Annotated in this window: 13 protein-coding genes; 8 read left to right on the top strand and 5 right to left on the bottom strand. The window is 52.4% G+C overall.

Annotation, left to right across the window (positions count from 1 at the left end):
- Window positions 1–10: 10 nt before the first annotated feature.
- The 4 genes from tenA to AC6I77_RS19890 are packed head-to-tail and all read left to right on the top strand — an operon-like array spanning window position 11 to window position 3,160.
- Window positions 11–712, top strand: coding sequence for a thiaminase II (gene tenA / locus AC6I77_RS19905; RefSeq protein ID WP_442843787.1), 702 nt, complete (start codon window positions 11–13; stop codon window positions 710–712).
- Window positions 709–1,449 carry an ABC transporter ATP-binding protein gene (locus tag AC6I77_RS19900; protein WP_008924590.1) on the top strand — a complete coding sequence of 247 codons (741 nt, stop codon included), beginning with the start codon at window positions 709–711 and terminating at the stop codon, window positions 1,447–1,449. Before tenA ends, AC6I77_RS19900 begins: the two co-directional genes overlap by 4 nt.
- On the top strand, window positions 1,446–2,201 hold the full coding sequence (locus AC6I77_RS19895; protein ID WP_003854948.1) for an ABC transporter permease: 756 nt from the start codon (window positions 1,446–1,448) through the stop codon (window positions 2,199–2,201). The genes AC6I77_RS19900 and AC6I77_RS19895 overlap by 4 nt, the downstream gene beginning before the upstream one ends.
- A gap of 23 nt (window positions 2,202–2,224) precedes the next feature.
- The gene (locus tag AC6I77_RS19890) at window positions 2,225–3,160 is read left to right on the top strand and encodes an ABC transporter substrate-binding protein (RefSeq protein WP_003854946.1); all 936 of its coding nucleotides are present in this window, start codon (window positions 2,225–2,227) and stop codon (window positions 3,158–3,160) included.
- A gap of 33 nt (window positions 3,161–3,193) precedes the next feature.
- On the opposite strand, the gene AC6I77_RS19885 is transcribed toward AC6I77_RS19890, so the two are convergent.
- Complete coding sequence (locus AC6I77_RS19885) at window positions 3,194–4,966, bottom strand: sensor domain-containing phosphodiesterase (protein ID WP_003854944.1); 1,773 nt, start codon at window positions 4,964–4,966, stop codon at window positions 3,194–3,196.
- Between the two features lie 151 nt (window positions 4,967–5,117).
- Window positions 5,118–6,344, bottom strand: coding sequence for an FAD-dependent oxidoreductase (locus AC6I77_RS19880; protein ID WP_497817248.1), 1,227 nt, complete (start codon window positions 6,342–6,344; stop codon window positions 5,118–5,120).
- A 163-nt stretch (window positions 6,345–6,507) separates the two neighbouring features.
- On the opposite strand from AC6I77_RS19880, the gene AC6I77_RS19875 reads away from it, so the two are divergent.
- Both AC6I77_RS19875 and clcA read left to right on the top strand, forming a co-directional pair.
- A complete protein-coding gene (locus tag AC6I77_RS19875; protein WP_497817247.1) occupies window positions 6,508–6,816 on the top strand; it encodes a YicS family protein in 309 nt (102 codons plus the stop codon).
- A 93-nt stretch (window positions 6,817–6,909) separates the two neighbouring features.
- Entirely contained in the window at window positions 6,910–8,301 is a 1,392-nt protein-coding gene (clcA, locus tag AC6I77_RS19870; protein WP_003854938.1) for a H(+)/Cl(-) exchange transporter ClcA, read from the top strand.
- A gap of 17 nt (window positions 8,302–8,318) precedes the next feature.
- Here clcA and AC6I77_RS19865 read toward each other — a convergent pair whose 3' ends face one another.
- Together AC6I77_RS19865 and AC6I77_RS19860 are read right to left on the bottom strand one after the other, a co-directional pair.
- On the bottom strand, window positions 8,319–8,843 hold the full coding sequence (locus tag AC6I77_RS19865) for a phenolic acid decarboxylase (protein ID WP_003854933.1): 525 nt from the start codon (window positions 8,841–8,843) through the stop codon (window positions 8,319–8,321).
- A 1,162-nt stretch (window positions 8,844–10,005) separates the two neighbouring features.
- Window positions 10,006–10,686, bottom strand: a complete 681-nt coding sequence (locus tag AC6I77_RS19860) for a type 1 glutamine amidotransferase domain-containing protein (RefSeq protein ID WP_497817246.1) — start codon at window positions 10,684–10,686, stop codon at window positions 10,006–10,008.
- A gap of 160 nt (window positions 10,687–10,846) precedes the next feature.
- Between AC6I77_RS19860 and AC6I77_RS19855 the strand changes: the two genes are divergently transcribed.
- Together AC6I77_RS19855 and AC6I77_RS19850 are read left to right on the top strand one after the other, a co-directional pair.
- Window positions 10,847–11,764 carry a LysR family transcriptional regulator gene (locus AC6I77_RS19855; RefSeq protein ID WP_003848191.1) on the top strand — a complete coding sequence of 306 codons (918 nt, stop codon included), beginning with the start codon at window positions 10,847–10,849 and terminating at the stop codon, window positions 11,762–11,764.
- 109 nt (window positions 11,765–11,873) lie between these two features.
- The gene (locus AC6I77_RS19850; protein ID WP_497817245.1) at window positions 11,874–12,089 is read left to right on the top strand and encodes a YdgH/BhsA/McbA-like domain containing protein; all 216 of its coding nucleotides are present in this window, start codon (window positions 11,874–11,876) and stop codon (window positions 12,087–12,089) included.
- Between the two features lie 63 nt (window positions 12,090–12,152).
- On the opposite strand, the gene AC6I77_RS19845 is transcribed toward AC6I77_RS19850, so the two are convergent.
- Window positions 12,153–13,355 (bottom strand): MFS transporter, encoded by a 1,203-nt coding sequence (locus AC6I77_RS19845; protein ID WP_312543730.1) that lies wholly within the window; start codon window positions 13,353–13,355, stop codon window positions 12,153–12,155.
- Window positions 13,356–13,390 lie beyond the last annotated feature (35 nt).

The raw sequence follows: 13,390 nt of genomic DNA, 5'->3' as shown, positions 1-13,390 counted from the left end.
TGGAGATCCCATGTCACATCCGCTTTTCGAGACCGGTTTCTATGGTCGTCTGCGCCAGCAGGCGGGCACGCAATGGCACGCCTATGTAAGGCACGATTTTGTGCAGCAACTCGGTCAGGGTACGCTGCCTCCTGCCGCCTTCCGTAACTATCTCACCCAGGATTATCTGTTCCTGCTCCACTTCGCCCGTGCCTGGGGTCTGCTGATCAGCAAACTCTCTGAGCCTGACGCTCTACGACGCGCTACGGCATCACTTAACGCGATTATCGGTGAACTGCCGCTGCACCTCGCTTACTGCCAGCAATGGGGCATCAGCGAGGCAACAATGGCACGTGAACCCGAAGCAGCGGAAACGCTCAATTACACCCGTTATGTGCTGGATGCCGGTCACACCGGCGATGCACTGGAGCTCATAACGGCGCTGATGCCCTGTGTTGCCGGTTACGCTGAAATCGGCCTGACTTTGCTGGATGATCCTGCGACGCGCATTGAGGGCAACCCTTACGCCGAATGGATTGAAAATTACGGCGATGAAGCCTATCTGGCCGGGGTAGGCTCGTCACTGATACTTTTTGAAACGCTGGCTCAGCAGCGCGCCGGAGAACAACGTTTTGATCGGCTGGCGGAGATTTTCACCACTGCGACCCGGCTGGAAGCGGCATTCTGGCAAATGGGGATAGATCACGCTGCCGATCTTCGGGTCAGACCATGAGCCAGCTGTGCAATGCCACACCGCCAGGTATTTCAGTTCGCCAGCTCAGCCTTACGCTGGGTCAGCAACAACTTTTCAGTCAGCTTGATCTGGAGATCGCCGGGGGTAAATTTACGGCGTTACTGGGTGCCAGCGGTGCAGGCAAAAGCAGCCTGATGCGTGTCATTGCCGGTCTTACGCCACCCAGTTCGGGACAGATTAGCGGCAGCGATGGCCTTCCGCTGACCGGACGCATCGCCTGGATGGGGCAACAGGATTTGCTCTATCCGTGGCTGACGATTGAGCAAAATGTCTGCCTGGCCAGTCGGCTGAAAGGCGAGAAAGCCGATCGCGACTGGGCGCAGTATCTGCTGGCAAGGGTTGGGCTGAGCCAGAGCGCCCGCGCGCGGCCCGCTACACTCTCCGGCGGGATGCGTCAGCGCGCTGCGCTGGCCCGCACTCTCTACACGCGTCAGCCTGTTGTGTTAATGGATGAGCCATTCTCCGCGCTGGATGCATTGACCCGTCATGAGATTCAGATGCTGGCGGCGGAGGTGCTGGTCGGTCACACGGTGCTGCTGATCACCCACGATGCCGCCGAAGCCTGTCGTCTCAGTCATCACCTGCTGGTGATCGGTGCGGCGGGAATCGAAGCCTCTCCACCACTACAGGGCCTGCCGCCAAGGGCAGCCGAGGACGCCGGCTTAATACGAAGTCAGGCCGCACTGTTGAAACAGCTAAGCGGAATAGCCAGATGAGCACACGTTTCGTACGTTTGCGTCGTGGAATTACGCTGTTTGCCGGTCTGATTGCAGCATGGTGGCTGGCCACGCTGACCTGTATTCCCGCCTTTCTGCTGCCCTCGCCCGCTGCAGTCGCTATTGCGCTGTGGCAGAACGCTGACTATCTCAGCTATCACACTCTGATTACCCTGACCGAGATCCTCAGCGGCATGGCGCTCGGCGTGCTGCTGGGTGGTGTGCTGGCGCTGGGCATGACCTATTCACCGTGGTTACAGCGCTGGATGATGCCGCTGGTGATCACCAGCCAGGCGATTCCGGTATTTGCGCTGGCTCCGCTGCTGGTTCTCTGGTTTGGCTTTGGCATGAGCGCCAAAGTCGCGATGGCCGTGCTGGTGATCTTCTTCCCGGTAACCTCCAGCTTTTTTGATGGCCTGCGCCGCGTTACGCCCGGCTACCTTGACCTGGCTCGCACTATGGGCGCTTCCCCTTCAGCACAACTGCGCCATGTCAGGCTGCCAGCGGCGCTGCCTGCGCTGGGTTCAGGGTTACGGATGGCGGCGGCCGTCGCGCCGATAGGGGCAATTATCGGCGAATGGGTCGGCTCAGCGGAAGGGCTGGGTTTCGTGATGCTGAATGCCAATGCCCGGATGCAGAGCGACCTCTGTTTCGCTGCCCTGTTCATTCTGGTGCTGATGACCCTCGCCCTGTGGCTGACTATCGATCGCCTGCTGCGCCGCCTGATTAGCTGGGCTCCTGAGACAATTTGATGACCCTTAAAATGAGAAATCCCATGACTAAACTGCCCCTGTTAACCCTGCTCTTCAGCGCCACCTTAACCACTCAGGTTCAGGCGATGGAAAAACTGACGCTGGTACTCGACTGGTATATCAATCCCGATCACGCGCCCATTATGGTGGCGCAGCAGACCGGCGCGTTTGCCGCTGAAGGACTGGAGGTAAATATCGTGCCGCCTTCCGATCCGGCCCTGCCGCCACGTCTGGTCGCGGCAAAGCAGGCGGACTTAGCCATTACCTATCAGCCTCAGCTGCATTTCTTCGCCGATCAGGGATTGCCACTGATGCGGGTGGGCACGTTGATTGACACGCCACTGAACACACTGATGACGTTAGACAAAACGGTGAAAAAACCGGCGGATTTAAAAGGTAAACGCATCGGCTATTCAGTGAGTGGCATTGAGCAGGCGACGCTGGCGACCATGCTGGCCCATGACGGCGTCAAAGCCGATCAGGTCAAATTGATTAACGTTAATTTTCAGCTCACCAGCGCCCTGATGACCGGCCAGGTAGATGCGGTTATCGGCGGCTATCGCAATATTGAAGCGCTGGAGTTGAAACTTGCCGGCAAAGAACCCGTGGTGCTTAACGTCGAGGATTATGGTGTTCCCGCTTATGACGAGCTGATTATCGTCGCCAACCGTGACGAGGCGCACTCGGAGAAGATTCAGAAGTTTCTGCGGGCATTGAAGAAGGGAAATGCGGAGCTGCAGGCGCATCCTGAGGAGAACTGGCTGATCTTTGCCCGCGAGCATCCTGAGCTGAATACACCGCTAAACCATCAGGCATGGCGTGCCACGCTGCCGCTGTTCGCCGCCGATCCGGCAAAACTGGATCGTGCACGCTATCAGGCTTATGAGCAATTTCTGTTTGATAACAAGCTGATTAAAGGCATCACGCCGGTTCAGCGCTACGCTATCGGCAGTGAGTGATAAGCGCCCGCAGCGAGCGCTGCGGGCAGGTTATTAATGAGACTTCTGAAACAACCAGTGTTCAATGTCACTGGCGGGCAGAGGTTTTGAGAAGAAGTAACCCTGAATCTGATCGCAACCGTAGGTTTTCAGTAATCCCAGCGTCGCTTCCGTTTCGACGCCTTCAGCCAGCACGGTATAATTCAGCTCTTTCAGCATCTGGATAATGCATCTGACGATGATTTTCGATGCGTCATCCTCACCCATACGCGAGATCAGTGACCGGTCAATTTTAATCACATCCAGCGGGATATCCTGCAAATAGCTAATGTTGCTGTAACCGGTGCCGAAATCATCCAGTGAGATCACAAAACCGTGAGATTTCAGCGCTTCCAGCCCTTTTATCGCCACATCACTTTTGGTGATCAGTTCATTCTCCAGACACTCAATGCCCAGGATAGCGTTAGGCAACTGAGCGGCCGCGAGTTTAGCCACCAGCTCATCGGCAAAATCGGGCCTGGCGAAATCGCGCTCACTGACGTTGATTGAGACCGGAATCAGATCATATTCGCGATTCCAGCGCGCCAGTTGTTCAACGGTGTGATCGATAACCCAGTTGGTCAGATCGGAAATCAGGTTGGTTTTACCCGCTAACGGAATAAATTCGGATGGAAAGAGCTCACCTCGCTCAGGATGATTCCAGCGAATCAGCGCCTCCAGCCCGACCGTCTTACCAGTTCTGAGGCACACTTTAGGCTGCCAGGCCAGATAGAGCTCTTCATCTTTATTCAGCGCCTGAGCCAGATCGTTCATGATCATAAAATCATCGGTGCGCCGCGAGTCGTAACTCTCGTCAAACGACATTGCATTGATGTTTTCATCAATGGCCTCATGCAGCGCGCTCACGGCCTGACGTATCGTTTCATTCGCATTCATCTGGCCCGGAACAAACTCTGTTTCGCCAGTAAAGACATTCAGATCGAGCGTAATGTTTTCCGCCAGGTCGGCCTTCATGCCTTTAAACAGGTCGGGCATATTGTGTGCTGTAAACCGATCCGAATAGGGCTGAACGATGGCGAAACGGCCAGGTGCAAACGAATAGAGTGTTTCATTCTCCGGCAGTTTGAGCCGGTTTGCGACATCCTGCGCCATCTGCTTCAGGAGTTTTTCCATCGGCGCAACGCCTACCGCGCGCGTAAGTTCATAAGCGCGAATGATATCGAGACAGTCGATAAGAATCAGGCGAAAACGGCTATGAGGCGCGGTCAGGGTCAGCTGATGAATATCACGAATCAGGCGGGGACGATTCGGCAGATGCGTAATAACGTCGGCAAAACCCGCGTTATTCCAGGCATCCAGAAAAGAGGAAACCAGCGTAGCCAGTGAGCGCAGCGTGACGAGTTTGTCATCCGCAAAGGGATGTGGCTGCGTATCAGTTACACAGAGTGTGCCCAGCACGGCACCGTCGAGGTTCTGCAGCGAAACGCCGGCATAAAAGCGAATATGCGGGTCGCCTTTAACAAACGGGTGAGTAACAAAGCGCTCATCCAGTAAGGTGTCATACACGACCAAGTGCCCTTCACCATCAATAACATGGCGGCAGAGAGACTCATCACGGGTCGATTGCTTAAGATCAAAGTTACGAGACGCTTTAATATACTGATTGTGGTCGTCAACAATCGAAATAAAACTGCCTGAAATACCCAGCACCTGGCTGGCGAGATTAACAAATCTCTCCAGCACTTTGTCCCGTGCTTCATCTGGTGACAAAAGTGCCTTAATTGCACTAAGACGTTTTACGTCGCTGCCGTTTTGCTCGTTATGCACTGAAACCTCTCTTATGCAGGCGCAAAAATCGAAATAATTTAGCTTACAAATGCTCAATTAACGCCCAATTATCAGATAAATAACGGCTCAATCTGACAGTACTTTCACAGCGAAACAGTGTCGCACGATATATGATCGCTGTCGAAACCATTTAACGCTCTTCTTTCACGCGCGCAACCTGTGGCGACTCCGGCCTGAAGCCAAGACCAATAAGGCGTCCCAGCACGAAACGCAAGAATGGCAGGCGACGGATAATCGCAGGAATCTTGCTACTGCCCGAGGGTTTTCTTTTTGCTTTGTTGCGACTCATTTTAATCTGAAGAAACTGCGTGGCGACGGTAGGGAACTGACGTCGTTTCTGCACATTTTCCAGATCGCGCAGTTGCAGTTCACCCCGCTTCAGGGATTCCGTCAGGAGGTTGGCCGTCGCAACTGCATCCTGAATCGCCAGATTTACACCCACCCCGCCAATTGGCGACATGGCATGAGCCGCATCACCAATACAGAGCAGGCCGGGTCTGGCCCACTTATCCAGCCGGTCAATACGTATCGACAGCAGCTTAAACGCCTCCCAGCTCTCGATTTCTGCCATGCGCGTAGCTTCAAAAGGTGATAGTGCCACAACCTCTGCTTTAAACGCGTCGAGTCCGGCAGCCTGTTTCGCTTCAAACTCTCCTTTCGGAATGGTCAGCCCGCACTGCCAGTAATCACCGCGATCGATAACGATAAAGTTCTGACGGGGTCCTTTATGTCCCATCCCAATGTCGGGATCCTGTGGCTGCTTACTTAAGCGGAACCATATAACATCGCGCGCTGCGCCAAATTCCTGTCCCGTCAGCCCGGCCGCTTCGCGCACACGGGAATGGCGGCCATCGGCACCGACCACCAGTTTACATGTGATATGCAGCTGCTGATTCCCACGAGAAGCCGTCACGCCACTGACCGTGCCATTCTCATATTTCAGCGACTCAAACGACGTTGATTGCAGCAGACTGAAGCCGGGATAGCGGATGCTCTGTTCTGCCATGTAGTTCAGGAAATCCCACTGAGGCATAAAGGCAATAAAGCGACACTGAACCGGCAAACGTGAGAAATCAGCCATTGTAATGCTCTGTCCTGCTATCTCCGCCTCCAGCTTTTCAGCACGCTGATGCGGTAGCCTCAGGAAAGCGTCCAGGAGTTCGAGCTGATGCATAATTTCCAGCGTCGAGGGGTGGATGGTATCACCACGAAAATCGTGCAGAAAATCGGCGTGCTTTTCGATCACTATGACACGCAGTCCCGCGCGGGCAAAAAGATAGCCCAGCATTAATCCCGCAGGACCACCACCCACAATACAGCAGTCAGTGGTGAGAATTTCAGTGGAATGTGGCTGCATATCAGCTCCCTGTTGCGCCAGTATTGCTATGATTATTGCGTCAGCCGTGGCGATATGACCGCCACCGGTTGATGGTGCTGTGCTCAGACTAATCACTCAATGCGATTTATTCCAATCGAAGCTGCTGAACGGCCATTATTGATTCAGCAGTGAGGAGATCATCATGAACGTGATCCGCAATACGCTTTTTATTCTGCCGCTGTTAAGCCCACTGGTTGTGGTCGCCGCGCCGTATGACACCCTGAAGTTTGCTCTGCGGCAGCAGCAAATAACGGATGTTCTGCGCCAGAAGTGTCAGATATTGCCCGCCGTATCTGATGAAAAATTGCGGCAGACGTTTATCAACGATAAACAGAACATGGAACAGAATCAGGCAACATTAAAAGCAGCGGTGCAGGCCCTGAAAAATCATGACAATCCAGCCTATCGCGAACGCGTGGCACAAGTGGTTTGTCCACCACAAACCGAGTAACACTTTTCCTCAGGCGAAATTGATCCTGGCGTTTGTTTTCACTTTACCACTCAGTAAACTGGCACGCTGGTTTGTTTAAACAAGAATGTCTTAATGAACGAAGAATCACCGCAGCCGGTTTATGTTCCTCGCTCCATTGCAGCGCGTAGCCGGATGTTCCGCGCCCTTCTCTATCGTGATAAAACGCCGCTGGCGATGCTGTTTTGTGCTGCGCTGGTCGGTTCGCTGGTTGGCCTGGCAGGCGTGGCATTTGCACGCGCCGTTGAAACCATCCAGCAGTGGCGTGCCGACACGCTGACTTCAGGGCAGTTACAAGGCTGGATACTCTACGCCACTGCCTTTGCCATCTCGGCTCTGCTGGCGATGGTCGGCTATTTTCTCGTCAGACGTTATGCTCCCGAAGCGGGTGGCTCGGGCATTCCTGAAATTGAAGGGGCGCTTGAAGAGCTAAGACCTGTGCGGTGGTGGCGGGTCATTCCCGTGAAATTCTTTGGCGGCATGGGCACGCTGGGTGCCGGAATGGTGCTGGGCCGGGAAGGCCCAACGGTACAGCTGGGCGGGAACATAGGACGCATGGTCATTGATATTCTGGGAATGCGCAGTAATGAAGCCCGACATACGCTGCTGGCTACCGGTGCGGCCGCCGGTCTGGCTGCTGCTTTCAATGCACCGCTGGCGGGCATCCTGTTTATCATCGAGGAGATGCGCCCGCAGTTTCGTTATAACCTGATTTCGATTAAAGCTGTGTTTACCGGCGTCATTATGGCGAGCATCGTGTTTCGCTATTTCAACGGCGAACAGGCAGTCATCTCCGTTGGCAAGCTGGCTGATGCGCCAGTGCAGACGCTGTGGCTCTATCTGATACTGGGTATGGTTATCGGTATGGTCGGCGTCTTATTTAACCGTCTGATATTCATCACGCAGGATCTTTTTGCCCGCTTTTACGCGGGTAAAACGGCACGTGTGGTACTGGCAGGCGCATTGCTGGGCGGGGGTTGCGGCATTCTGGCTCTTCTGTTCGCTCCAGGCGCAGGCGGCGGTTCTGAACTGATTCCCCAGGCGGTTCATGGTCTCTTCCCGTTCACCCTGCTGTTGGTTATCTTCCTGGTCAGGCTGATAACGACTCTGCTCTGTTTTGGGTCAGGTGCACCCGGCGGTATCTTTGCCCCGATGCTGGCATTAGGGACACTACTCGGTACAGCATTTGGGGTGGCAATGACGGATCTGTTTCCGTTTTACCATCTTGATGCGGGTACTTTTGCTATCGCAGGGATGGGCGCACTGTTCGCGGCTTCGGTAAGAGCACCACTCACCGGCATTGTGCTGGTACTGGAAATGACAGATAACTATCAGCTGATATTGCCGATGATCATTACCTGTCTGGGCGCTACGCTACTGGCACAGTTCCTGGGAGGAAAACCACTCTACTCATCTATTCTGGCCCGCACGCTGGCGCGTCAGGCAGACGCTACCCGCTCGCAGTGAGCGGGTAGACGGCTTAGTTACTTATTATCAAAATAATCAGACGGCATCTGTCCAGGTGCCTGATTGATTACGCTATCGTTATCAGGCCCTTCGTTTTTCATGTAAGTCACTTTCGCAAACTCAGGAATAATTACGTACGGATAGGCCGGACCTTCATCGCGGAAGCGGTGCATATCATCGATAAAGTCATTCTGATAGCAGATGGTTTTCTCCGGATGCTGGCCTTCCCCCGCAATCCATTGTGGGAAGAAGATCGTTCCATGAAGCAGAGTGCGATTCAAATCAAACAACAGACTGACGCAGGTGCCGGTAGGTTCATGCCAGTCAACTTTGTAGATGCCTGGCGCAAATTGCACCGCGTGCATTTTCTGGTTGGTTACCCACCGACCACCTACCAATCCCTGATGGATACGGTAGTCACAGGTAGTTTCATTGCGAGCATACCACTCATATTTCCAGCCATTATCATAGGTATAAACAAAATGCGTGCCAATGAACTCAGACAGATCGCTGGCGATATTCTCTGGAGATTCTCCTGACATGTTAACCTCTGTTAAAAAAGCGCATTTGAAATGCACGGATGAATGTCAAAAACAGGCTTTAGCACAATAGGTCAGTGAATTTAGACTATGGCGCAGATTCTTTTTTTTGCCATATGCTGCCAGAAATATTTCTGATAAATAAAAAATCGGGGACCGTTTTTTATTTATTTGATAAAACCGCAAGTGAATTGAATTCATCCAGACATAAAGCAGAGCCTCTCAAACCGGTCATACATTGTTGAAGATAAATGAATTGACGGGTCGTCGTCATTAGTCTGAAAGACTGTATACATCTGAGTCTTAAAATCGGGGGCTGATGCTCAGGTTGTGAGTGAAAAGTCCAGGGCTGATATCAGAGGCACTAAATGATAAAAGCCCTGACTGAAATAGCCAGGGCTTTTAAGGTACGACAGATTTAACGTTTACCATTAACTAACTTAATTGAAAGGTACTGCTTCGATACTACTATTTATGAACAGATCCTGCGGATAATAATGATCACGAAACAAAAATGTCATTACCATTAGCGGTTTTCACCACCTGATAGTCTTTCAGGAGACAAAGACAGGTCAGGCCCGTATAAATCTGTACACCCCCATCGCGATATATACTCTTTGATGCGTTGCCTTACTTTCATTACGACGTTTAAACCGCAATCGTATCCTGTCGTAACGTAACGTTCAGAACTACGAGGCCTTACATCATCGCGACGCGATACTGCAAACTACATATTACAACACCTTAAAACTTACTTCGACTCCATTTAACAGGGTTATCATTAACTAATGTTTAGTTTCAAAGAACAATGTTTAACAGAACCGCCGACGATGTTAAACCAATATTCGTCGACACCTTTTACGCTTAACACCGTAGGTTTCTGGTGTATCAGGGCTGCTTCATGCCGCTGATGAGTTCTACTTTACGCATATAAAAAACGATGTCAACACTGTTATTAAAGACATGTTTATATCTGCAGTAGAAGGGTTTACTAATTATTTAATCTCTGCACAAGCCCGCAGATTTCCTCTAAAGGTTAAGAATAATTGAAGCCTAATCTATTCGATATAAATAATTCAGCAGGTCACTATTTATTTTCCACGCACGGCGGTAATAAAAAAGGCGCCCGCAGGCGCCCCTCAACCAGTGTATGCCAAAACCTGCTTTATTTTTTCAGGTTTGCCAGCAACACTTTTGCGGTCTCAGCCGATGAACCCGGATTCTGACCAGTAATCAGAAGGCCATCCTGAACCGTGTAGGACTGCCAGTCATCGCCACGTGAGTAGATACCGCCATTCTGTTTTAATGCATCTTCTACCAGGAACGGTACTACGTCCGTCAGGCCAACGCCCTCTTCTTCACTGTTTGTGAAGCCAGTAACTTTTTTGCCTTTAACCAGAGGCGTGCCATCCGCATTTTTCACATCACGCAGGACACCGGGAGCATGACAAACCAGTGCAACCGGTTTGCCAGCCTGCAGCGTTTGTTCGATCAATGAAATGGAGTGTTTGTCATTTGCCAGATCCCACAACGGTCCATGACCGCCAGGATAGAAGACGGCATCAAATGCATCCTGGTTCACCGTATCAAGTCTGACAGTCGAAGCCAGCGCAGCCTGAGCAGCAGAATCAGCATGGAAGCGACGGGTCTCATCGGTCTGAGAATCGGGCTCATCACTTTTTGGATCAAGTGGCGGCTGTCCGCCTTTTGGCGACGCCAGCGTAATGTCAGCACCCGCATCAAGAAAGGCATAGTAAGGCGCGGCAAGTTCTTCCAGCCAGAAACCGGTCTTCTTGCCAGTGGTACCCAACTCATCATGCGAGGTCAAAACTATTAAAATTTTCATTTACGCTCCATATAACAGTCAGTCGGTTTCAGGTGTAAGAATATTCAAAATCTGCGTGTAAGCCGCCAGTCACGGCGTGACCCATTAATCATGGCGGGCTTAAGAATATTTATGAAATTTATCTCTTCAATTTCAGCTATTCACATAGCATTATAGCTCAATGAAATACGATTTGAATTTACTGCCAGTTTTGCTGGTCATGATGGAAGAGCGTAACGTTACTCGCGCAGCAGAACGACTGGGTATCACCCAGCCGGCGCTATCTAATGCATTGAACCGGCTTCGTGAGACACTCAACGATCCGCTATTTATTCGTGAACGTTATGGGATGCGCCCGACGCCAAAAGCCGAACAGCTGGCTCAGGTGGTTGGATCGGCGTTGTCATCCATCGATAAAGTGATTCTGGGCCAGCAGGATTTTGATCCCCTGCATGCCACACGGCTATTTACTCTCGCACCGAATAGCTACGTTGAATTCATCATGATGCCTGCCATTGTGGCTCGCCTGCGGACTTCAGCACCTAATGTCAGGCTTCGCCTCACCCCTTTTGGCAATGACGTCACCGAAACCGGCGTAATTTCCGGCAACACCGATATGGTGCTGGGTCGAATCGTTGATCCTCCCGATAATCTGGTGGTGCAGCACCTGATGAATGAGAGTCTGGCCTGTGTATTACGCGCAGATCATCCGTTTGCAGGCGATAGCTTCAGTGCCGAACAGTATGAGCAGCTTAAACACGTCAATGTTCTGCCACCTGGCCGTATGCGTGCAGGATTGTATCAGGCGCTTGAACAGCGCGGTCTGCGTCGTCAGGTTGCCGTATCCGTGACACATTTTCTCGCCGTGCCAGAAATGATTGCAGTCACAGACTATTGCGCCACCCTGCCACGTCTGATCTGTCAGCACCTTTCCCGGGATCCGCGACTCAAAATTGTTCCCGCACCTGTCGATCTCGGCACGTTTCCTGTGGAAATGGGCTGGCATACACGTTATCGCAGCGATCCGGCCCATCGCTGGTTCAGGACGTTAATCATGGAAACGGCACGGGAGCTTTCTGACTCACAGACAAACAATTAGCATGATCACCATTGCCGCACTAATAGTTAATAACGATATGATAACCTGAGTTATTATTATTCCCATCGGAGGCAGACACCCTCCCCATTCATCACTCAGGAATATGACCATGAAAAACGTAAAAGCACTCTCTATCGCCGCTATCGCTGCACTCTCAATGATCTCGTTTGGCAGCTTTGCTGATACTGTTTCTGTGACCTCATCCACACTGGATGGCGCAGAATCTAAAATCGCTGCTCAGGCTCAGGAACAGGGCGCGCAGTACAAAATTACGGAAGCGAACACCAATAACCGTGTTCACATGACCGCAGAACTGTATAAATAACGGATGGTCGCAAACGGATTTGCCAGAAGAGGCTGCCCAACGGGCAGCCTTTTTTGTGCCCGGTCAGGCAAGACGGGTGGCGGGTGAACTGCCGGTGCGCCACCATAAAATCAGCGCAGCCAGCGCTATCGCTCCGAGTACCGCAAACGCCGTGCTATAGGAATAACGTGCGGCGATCATGCCGGTCATGGCAGGACTCAACGCAGCACCTACACCCTGCATCAGCATAATGACGCTCTGTCCGGCGTTAACATGCCCCGTGCCGCGCATCAACGTAACAATGTAGCCAGGCACCGCCACACCGAGAATTCCAGCTGCAATACCATCCAGCACCTGAACCGGAATAACAAAAATCGGCTCGGCAAAACCTGCCGCAATCACCGCGCGCAGCGGTAGAATCATCAGCGCAGCCATAATGAAAAGACGATAACCCTGCGTTTCAACGCGCTTTGACACCCACAGCGCAACCGGGATCATTACCAGTTGTGAAATCACCACCGTTGCCGCCGCATACAGCCCCGGACTTACTGCCGCCTGGCCCCCAGCCGAAGCAACGCGCATGCTCAGCATCGGCAGCAACGCGGCATTGGCAAGATGAAACAGCAGTAACGTCACGCCAGCTATCATGAGCGCGGGTTTACGTATCAGCATCGATAAGTTGAGCGCAGGCTGTCGCTCTTCCTGTTTTTCATACCCACGCGCCACATCGTTATCGATTTCGTCACCGCGAATCGCCAGCGTCGCGAAGGCCGCGAAAACCGCCATCACGGTCATCAGAATAAAAACCGCCCCCATTCCCCAGTACCACGCTGAGAAACCCGCCAGTAAGGCAGCAATGGTATTACCGCCATGGTTAAAGGCTTCGTTGCGTCCCATCTGATGGTTAAAACCACGCTGACCGGTCAGACCCAGGGTAATTCCCGCAACGGTCGGGCCGATGAAGGCCGCCGCAATACCCGCCACGATTTGTGAGACCATCGCCGTCCATGTCTGATTGCTGTACCACAGCAGCAGCGTGGCAACGGTGATGACAAGGCAGCCCAGCAGCACAATCATTTTTTTATGGCGGGTTGCATCGGCAGCGATGCCCGCAGGCAGGGTGGCAAGTAATCCGGCTATTCCGCCACAGGTCATCACCAGACCAATTTCGTCTGGTCGCCAGTGTCGTTCCGTTAAAAATATCCCCAGAAAGGGCCCCAGACCATCGCGGACATCGGCCAGAAAAAAGCTCATTAAACAGAGCGCATAAAGTGAACGCTGAGACATGTAATTTCCCTGGAAAGTAAGTGTTAAAGACAGTT

It is taken from the genome of Pantoea sp. X-Soil-ISGK-259 (assembly GCF_059730705.1).
The sequence above is the reverse complement of the archived record's forward strand: the minus strand, read 5'-3'. Positions and strand labels throughout refer to the sequence as shown.

Coding starts and splice junctions, on each gene's coding strand:
- tenA (WP_442843787.1), top strand. CDS start 11: ATGTCACATCCGCTTTTCGAGACCGGTTTCTATGGTCGTCTGCGCCAG.
- AC6I77_RS19900 (WP_008924590.1), top strand. CDS start 709: ATGAGCCAGCTGTGCAATGCCACACCGCCAGGTATTTCAGTTCGCCAG.
- AC6I77_RS19895 (WP_003854948.1), top strand. CDS start 1,446: ATGAGCACACGTTTCGTACGTTTGCGTCGTGGAATTACGCTGTTTGCC.
- AC6I77_RS19890 (WP_003854946.1), top strand. CDS start 2,225: ATGACTAAACTGCCCCTGTTAACCCTGCTCTTCAGCGCCACCTTAACC.
- AC6I77_RS19880 (WP_497817248.1), bottom strand. CDS start 6,344: ATGCAGCCACATTCCACTGAAATTCTCACCACTGACTGCTGTATTGTG.
- AC6I77_RS19875 (WP_497817247.1), top strand. CDS start 6,508: ATGAACGTGATCCGCAATACGCTTTTTATTCTGCCGCTGTTAAGCCCA.
- clcA (WP_003854938.1), top strand. CDS start 6,910: ATGAACGAAGAATCACCGCAGCCGGTTTATGTTCCTCGCTCCATTGCA.
- AC6I77_RS19865 (WP_003854933.1), bottom strand. CDS start 8,843: ATGTCAGGAGAATCTCCAGAGAATATCGCCAGCGATCTGTCTGAGTTC.
- AC6I77_RS19860 (WP_497817246.1), bottom strand. CDS start 10,686: ATGAAAATTTTAATAGTTTTGACCTCGCATGATGAGTTGGGTACCACT.
- AC6I77_RS19855 (WP_003848191.1), top strand. CDS start 10,847: ATGAAATACGATTTGAATTTACTGCCAGTTTTGCTGGTCATGATGGAA.
- AC6I77_RS19850 (WP_497817245.1), top strand. CDS start 11,874: ATGAAAAACGTAAAAGCACTCTCTATCGCCGCTATCGCTGCACTCTCA.
- AC6I77_RS19845 (WP_312543730.1), bottom strand. CDS start 13,355: ATGTCTCAGCGTTCACTTTATGCGCTCTGTTTAATGAGCTTTTTTCTG.